The organism is Sporichthya sp., assembly GCF_013815995.1.
Classification (GTDB): domain Bacteria; phylum Actinomycetota; class Actinomycetes; order Sporichthyales; family Sporichthyaceae; genus Sporichthya.
Genome location: NZ_JACDFE010000246.1, coordinates 1 through 6,228, shown reverse-complemented (window position 1 = coordinate 6,228; position 6,228 = coordinate 1). Strand labels below are relative to the sequence as shown.

Annotated in this window: 8 protein-coding genes and 1 pseudogene; 4 read left to right on the top strand and 5 right to left on the bottom strand. The window is 72.7% G+C overall.

Annotation, left to right across the window (positions count from 1 at the left end; genetic code table 11):
• The 3 genes from H0X00_RS20505 to H0X00_RS20495 all read left to right on the top strand — a co-directional run.
• Positions 1-1,152 (top strand): HD domain-containing phosphohydrolase (locus H0X00_RS20505; RefSeq protein ID WP_293774368.1); only part of this gene is annotated, 1,152 nt, incomplete at its 5' end.
• Positions 1,153-1,182: 30 nt separating this feature from the next.
• Positions 1,183-1,710 carry a hypothetical protein gene (locus H0X00_RS20500; protein WP_293774367.1) on the top strand — a complete coding sequence of 176 codons (528 nt, stop codon included), beginning with the start codon at positions 1,183-1,185 and terminating at the stop codon, positions 1,708-1,710.
• An 8-nt stretch (positions 1,711-1,718) separates the two neighbouring features.
• Positions 1,719-2,675, top strand: coding sequence for a hypothetical protein (locus tag H0X00_RS20495; RefSeq protein WP_293774366.1), 957 nt, complete (start codon positions 1,719-1,721; stop codon positions 2,673-2,675).
• Here the strand turns inward: H0X00_RS20495 and H0X00_RS20490 are convergent.
• Positions 2,562-2,939: a thiol-disulfide oxidoreductase DCC family protein gene (locus tag H0X00_RS20490; protein WP_293774365.1), complete on the bottom strand. Its 378-nt coding sequence runs from the start codon at positions 2,937-2,939 to the stop codon at positions 2,562-2,564. The genes H0X00_RS20495 and H0X00_RS20490 overlap by 114 nt on opposite strands.
• Positions 2,918-3,496, bottom strand: a complete 579-nt coding sequence (locus H0X00_RS20485) for a DUF5317 family protein (RefSeq protein ID WP_293774363.1) — start codon at positions 3,494-3,496, stop codon at positions 2,918-2,920. The genes H0X00_RS20490 and H0X00_RS20485 overlap by 22 nt, the downstream gene beginning before the upstream one ends.
• A 90-nt stretch (positions 3,497-3,586) precedes the next feature.
• On the opposite strand from H0X00_RS20485, the gene H0X00_RS20480 reads away from it, so the two are divergent.
• Positions 3,587-3,820 (top strand): biotin/lipoyl-binding carrier protein, encoded by a 234-nt coding sequence (locus H0X00_RS20480; RefSeq protein WP_293774362.1) that lies wholly within the window; start codon positions 3,587-3,589, stop codon positions 3,818-3,820.
• A 17-nt stretch (positions 3,821-3,837) separates the two neighbouring features.
• On the opposite strand, the gene H0X00_RS20475 is transcribed toward H0X00_RS20480, so the two are convergent.
• From H0X00_RS20475 to H0X00_RS20465, 3 genes and pseudogenes are all read right to left on the bottom strand, one after another.
• The gene (locus tag H0X00_RS20475; RefSeq protein WP_293774361.1) at positions 3,838-4,029 is read right to left on the bottom strand and encodes a hypothetical protein; all 192 of its coding nucleotides are present in this window, start codon (positions 4,027-4,029) and stop codon (positions 3,838-3,840) included.
• Entirely contained in the window at positions 4,026-5,669 is a 1,644-nt protein-coding gene (locus H0X00_RS20470; protein ID WP_293774360.1) for an acetolactate synthase, read from the bottom strand. Before H0X00_RS20470 ends, H0X00_RS20475 begins: the two co-directional genes overlap by 4 nt.
• 48 nt (positions 5,670-5,717) lie before the next feature.
• A pseudogene (locus H0X00_RS20465) lies at positions 5,718-6,228 on the bottom strand (hypothetical protein); the annotation flags it as partial.

Here is a 6,228-nt window from a genome sequence, read left to right as displayed (position 1 = left end):
GCCCTGGCCTTCGCGGCGTTCGTCGGCTTCGGTGAGCTGGTCCGGTTGACGCTGCCGGGCGAGCGCGACGCTGCGCCGTTGGGCGTGGCCGGCGCGCTCGCCTACTGCCTGCTGCCCGAGGTGGCCGGTACCCCGGCCGAGCACAGCGCCTCGCAGGTGGTCGCGGTCGCGGCGATCGGGATCCTGATCGGCGGACTGCCGCACGCGGCGGCCGGCCGGGTGGTCGGCCTGGACGACGCGGCCCGGCGACTGCTCGTGGTGGCGGGTGCGGCGGCGGCGTTCCGTCCGGTGGTGGACGACTCGGGCCTGGACCTGGACCCCGGGCCCGGTCTGGCCGCGGTGATGATCGGGGTCCTGCTCGGCGTCGGGGTGCTGGATGCGTTGCTGGCCGGTCTGACGCGGGCTCAGATGGACCGGGCGCGGCTGCGCACGACCTGGCGCGACGAGTTGCGCACCGAGCTGAGCATCGGCTCCGCGATCGGTGCCACCGGCATGTTGATCGCGCTCGCGGTCGGGGTGATGGACCTGTGGGCGATCCCGGTGTTCTGCGCGCCCCTGCTGCTCACCCAGTTCTCCTTCCGCCGCTTCGTCGCGATCCGGGAGACCTATCTGCAGACCGTGCGTTCGCTGTCGCGGGTCACCGAGCTCGGTGGGTACACCGAGACCGGTCACGCGCGCCGGGTCAGTGAGCTGGCCCTGGCCGTCGGGCGCGAGCTGGGCATGACCGGTGAGGAACTGCGCGACCTGGAGTACGCCGCCCTCATGCACGACCTCGGCCAGCTCTCACTGACCGAGCCGATCCCCGGTGGGGCCACGATCATGGTCGATCCCGCCGAGCAGCGACGCATCGCCGAGGAGGGGGCCCGGGTGATCCGGGCCACCGGCGTGCTGGACCGGGTCGCCGACATCGTCGAGCGCTCCACCGAGCCCTATCGGCGCCCGCACGAGGCGCTGGACCCGACGCTTCCTGTGGGGGCGTCGGTGATCAAGGCGACCAACGCCTTCGACGACCTGGTGGGGGAGTCCGCGTCGAGCCAGCGGCGGCTGGACGCCCTGGAGCGGTTGCGGCTGGGGATGGCGTACGAGTACGACCCGCGGGTGGTGGCCGCCCTCTCCCGCGTCGTCGAGCGCACGACGACGCGCGCAGCGTGAGCTGAGCGGGCTGCGCGTTATCGTCCCGACATGGTTCTGCAGGCCGGCTTCCCGAAGCGCAAGCCGCTGTCCCGCGCCGGGCGGGTCTGGCGGCTGGGTGTGGCCGCCGGGGCGCTCGGGCTGCTGGTCTACGGCTCGGCGTGGGGCGACGACGACCTGTGGCCCTTCGGGCCGATGTCCCAGTACTCGTTCCGGATCGACCCGGACGGCGAGGTCCGGGCGCTGTGGGTGGAGGCCGACCTCGCGGACGGCTCGCACTGCCGGCTGGACATCTCCAACGCGGATGACGTCGGGGTGGCCCGGGCCGAACTGGAAGGCCAGCTGGACCGGATCATCGCCGACCCGCAGCGGCTGGCCACGTTGGCCGAGGCCTGGGCGCGCCTGCACCCGGACCGGCCCGAACTGCGCCGGATCATCGTCGGGCAGGACGTCGTCGAGCTCGCCGACGGGCGGGAGGCCGGGGAGCGCACCGACGTCTTCACGTCCTGGAGCGCCGCCTGGAGCGCCACCTGGAGCACTGTGCCCGGGGCCGGCCCGACCGACCCGGTCCCGAAATGAGGGCCGAAGTGAGCGCCGCCGTGACCCCTGCGGCAAGGGTGGAGCGCTGGTTCTTCCCGTTGCTGCCGAACTCGCGGATCGCGGTGCTGCGCGCGGCGATCTACCTGTTCGTCGTGGTCGACGTGCTGGTCATGGTCAACGACGTCGTGCCGAAGGCCTCGGCGCCGGCGGAGTTCTACACCCCCGTGGCGCTGGCCCGGCTGATCCACCTGCCGGCGCCGCAGGAGAACGTGGTGCTCGCGCTGCGGGCGGCACTGGTGATCGGGGCGCTGGTCGCGGCCACCAACCGGCTGCCGCGGCTGCTCGGCTGGCCGATCGCGGTCGGGCACCTGATCTGGGTGCTCTACGGGATGTCCTACGGCAAGGTCGATCACGACCACCTCGCGCTCGTGGTCGCTCTGTTCGTGCTGCCCACCGTCGGACGCAGCCATCCGCACGACCATCGCGCGGACGAGCGGGCCGGCTGGGCGCTGCGCTGCATCCAGCTCGCGGTGGTCGCGACCTACACGCTCTCGGTCTGGGCGAAGATCCGCTACGGCGGCTGGGACTGGCCGAGCGGGGCGACCCTGATGTGGGCGGTGGAACGGCGGGGCACGTTCCTCGGCGAGCACCTGGTGCACGTGCCAGAACTGCTCGTGCTCGCGCAGTGGGTGACGGTGGCCGCCGAGCTCGCGGCGCCGCTGGTGCTCGTGCTGCGCGGCCGGGCGCTCGGGCTGGCGGTGGGGTTCTACCTCAGCTTCCACCTGATCACCTACGCGGCGATCTCGATCCACTTCCTGCCGCTGGTGGTGTGCTGGCTGGCGTTCGCGCCGCTGGAGAAGATCGGTCAGCGTCTGGAGACCCGGCCAGTGTCACTCCGCCGTGGGCACCTTGCACGCCGCGCTGCCGCCGGGCAGGCGGTAGCGGTTGTTGGCCACGAGGCGGTACAGCCCGTGCCCGACCCAGCGGAACGGCGGGACGCGTAGCAGCAGGCCGGGGAGCTTCCACACCCCGCCGCAGTCCAGCAGCAGCCGGGCGACCGCCTGGGCCCCGCCGTCGATCCGGCCATCGGTGCCGACCCAGACCACCTCATGCGCGGTCTGCTCGGGGGAGACGCCGTAAGCGGCCAGATCCACCCGTTGCCACGGCTTCACCTCGGCACCGGTCGGCAGCCGACGCGCGGCGAACCGGGCACAGCGGGAGCAGAACCCGCAGTCCCCGTCGAAGATCAGCAGCGCTCGGGTTCCCACCTGGCCATGATGCCTGAGGAAGCGAACATGCCGCGCCGGCGGTAGGCCGCGGCGAAGGCGTACAGCCCGGCTCCGGCCGCGATCCCGACGTCGCCCACGCTGTCCACCTCGCGGTGGCCGGGGATCGGCACCGGGATCCGGTCGGCCAGCGCCGTCATCCGGGAGGCGCCGTCCAGCGGCTCGTGCCGGTCGTCGGACTCCAGGGCCAAGTGCTCCACGCTGATCCCGGCCCGCGCCACCGCCGACTCCGAGACCGGCATCGCGCCGTTGACGATGACCACCAGGGCGTTCGCGCACAGCCCGAGGGTGGCCAGCGCCACACCGGGCACCCGCAGGTTCCCGGCCGCGAACTGCACCATCAGGGTCGCCGACACGGCCAGGCACAGCGGGAAGGAGTAGGCGACCTCCCCGGCCACGAGCGGCTCGGCCGCCTGGACCGCGAACGCCGCGACCAGCAGCCCGACCCGGTGCACCTGCGGTGCGAACAACGGGCCCGGGCCTCCGGCCAACCGGCCGAAGGCGAACGCGGCCACGAGAACCAGCACGGTCAACCCCACGCGACTAGTGTCGCAACGCGAGGGCCCCGCAGCGGGGAAGACGCGGCCGTCGCGATCAGGCTGAACGAGGCTGCGCGAGAGGAGGGCTTTGTGGAGGACGGCTTTCCGGTACGCGCGGAGCTGCCCGGCACCGTCGCCGCCGTCCTGGTCACCGCGGGGAGCGAGGTCGAGGCCGGCGCCACGTTGGTGCTGCTGGACTCGATGAAGATGGAGATCCCGGTGCTCGCCCCCCGGGCCGGTCACGTGCGCCGGGTGGTGGTCGGGCCCGGGGACCGGTTGCAGCAGGGGGATCTGGTGGCGGTGCTGGATCCGGCCCTGACCTGAGAGGACCTGACGTAACGTCAGATGATCGGGCCGTGGGCCGAACAGTGCGCCTTCCACCCGTCGGGGACCACCTGAACAACCAAGCGGCGTTTGCACTCCGGGCAGTAGCGCGGGGGCTCGAGCGCCCGCAGCTCGCGGCACGCCTGGTGGGTCAATGCGGGGTGAGTGCCGAGTTCATCGCCGCAGCGATCGCAGTAGGTGTCGTTCACGCGAGAATTGTCGTCCTCGGGTAGGAGACCGATGCATCGGTCACCACATTGACCAGGTAGGGCACCCCCGCCGCCAGCGCGCGGTCGAGTGCGGGCCCGAGGTCGTCCGGGTCGGTCACCATCTCGCCGGCCCCGCCGAGCGCCTTCACGACCTCGTCATAGCGGCACTGCGGGGTGAGGTCGGCGACCACGTCGTAGCCGTACATGGCCTGCATGGGGTGCTTCTCCAGGCCCCAGATGCCGTTGTTGCCGACCACCAGCGCCACCGGCATCCGGTGCCGGATCAGGGAGTCCACGTCCATCAGGGAGAAACCCGCGGCCCCGTCGCCGAGCAGCGCCACGATCTGGGCGTCGGGGCGGGCCACTCGGGCGCCCATCGCGTAGCCCAGACCGGTGCCGAGACAGCCGTACGGGCCCGGGTCCAGCCAGCAACCTGGCCGCTGGGGCTCGATCAGCCGGCCGGCATAGGAGACGAAGTCGCCGCCGTCGCCGATCACCACCGCGTCCGCGTCCAGCCGGGGGATCAGCTCGCCGAGCACCCGGGCCGGGTGGATGTCCGGGGTGTTCGTGGCCAGCAGTTCCGCGTCCTTGGCCGCCCGGGCGGACACCACGCCCTGCAGGTGGGTGAGCCAGTCGCCGCGGCCGGGCGCTCCGGTCAGCGCGTTCGCGATCCCGGTGAACACCGCGGTCAGGTCACCGGCGGCGGTGGCCGCCGGCTCCACCAGGCCGCCCCCGAGGCGGTCCGGGGCGTCGACCAGGTGGATGACGGGGGTGGGGTGCTCCTGCTCCAGCGCACCGAAGCGGCCGAAGCCGAGGCGGAAGTCCAGGGGGGTGCCGGCCACGATCACCAGGTCGGCGCCCCCGAATGCCTGCCCCCGCGCCTTGGTCACCAGCAGCGGATGGCCGATCGGCAGGATGCCGCGGCCCTGGCCGTTGGTGACGGTCGGGATGCCGAAGGTTTCGGCGAAGGCCCGCGCCGCCACCTCGGCACCGTCGGCCCAGACGTCCGAGCCGAGCAGCAGGACCGGTCGCACCGAGGTCCGGAGCAGGTCGGCAACCCGGGCCAGGTCTCCGGGGTCGGGGCCGATCGGGGTCCGCTGCGGCGGGGCCGGCAATTCGACCTTGGCGTCGCCGAACAACTCGTCCATCGGGAGGTCGAGGAAGGTCGGGCCGCGGTGCGCGGTGGTGGCGACCCGCAGCGCGCGGTCCACGTAGTCCGGGATGTCCGCGGTCGTCGGAGCGGTGGTGGCGAGCTTGGTGACGGCCGCGACCAACTGCGGGTGGTCCAGTTCCTGCAGGGAACCGGCTCCCCACAACCCGGACGGAGCGCGGCCACCGAGCACGAGCACCGGGGAGCCGTTGAAGTGCGCGGTGGTGATCGCCGAGATGCCGTTGGTGATGCCCGGTCCCGCGGTCAGCACGGCCAGGCCGGGCCGCCGGTTCAGGCGGGCGACCGCCTCCGCCGCGAACACCGCGCTCTGCTCGTGCCGCACGTCGTAGAGCGGCATCGGAGGGTCGGCGTGCACCGCCCCGTCGTAGAGCGGGAACACGTGCCCGCCGGAGAGGGTGAACATCTCGCGCACGCCGTGCGCGCGCAGGACGGGAAGGGCCAGATTGCCGCCGTGACCGCTGATCTCCACGCGGCGAACCTACTGTGTCGGCTGTCGGCCCGCGCGTGCGCCGAACCTCTACCTGGGGACGTTGATGGTGAGCGTCCCGGAGATCTTGCCGTTGGTCAGGCCGCACGCGAAGTAGGTGTAAGTCACCGTGTAGGTGCCGGGACCGGTGTACTTCTTCATCGCCTGGTAGGTGTCCTTGACCTCGCGCACCACCCGCGCCTCCTTGTCGACCGGGCAGCGGCGACCGCTCACGGGCACGTCGGAGTTGGTGCCGTCGCCCCAGGCCAGGGTCTCGCCGAGACCGATGTCGCGGGTGGCGGGCGTCGGGAAGTTCAGCTTCCCGCCGGCGGCGGTCAGCGGCTCCAGCACGAAGCCGGTGAAGCCGAAGGTGAGCGTGAGATCGCGGCCGACCCGGTTGTAGGCGATCTGGATCCGCAGCTGCGGGGCGGCGGGCGAGGCGCTCGCGCTGGGGGAGGCCCAGGCTGACGCCTTGGCCGAGGAGGAGGCGGTGGGCACGGCGTAGAGGCCCGTGCCACTGCTGCCGATGGTGCCAATGGGGGAGGAGGGCCCGGACCCGGCC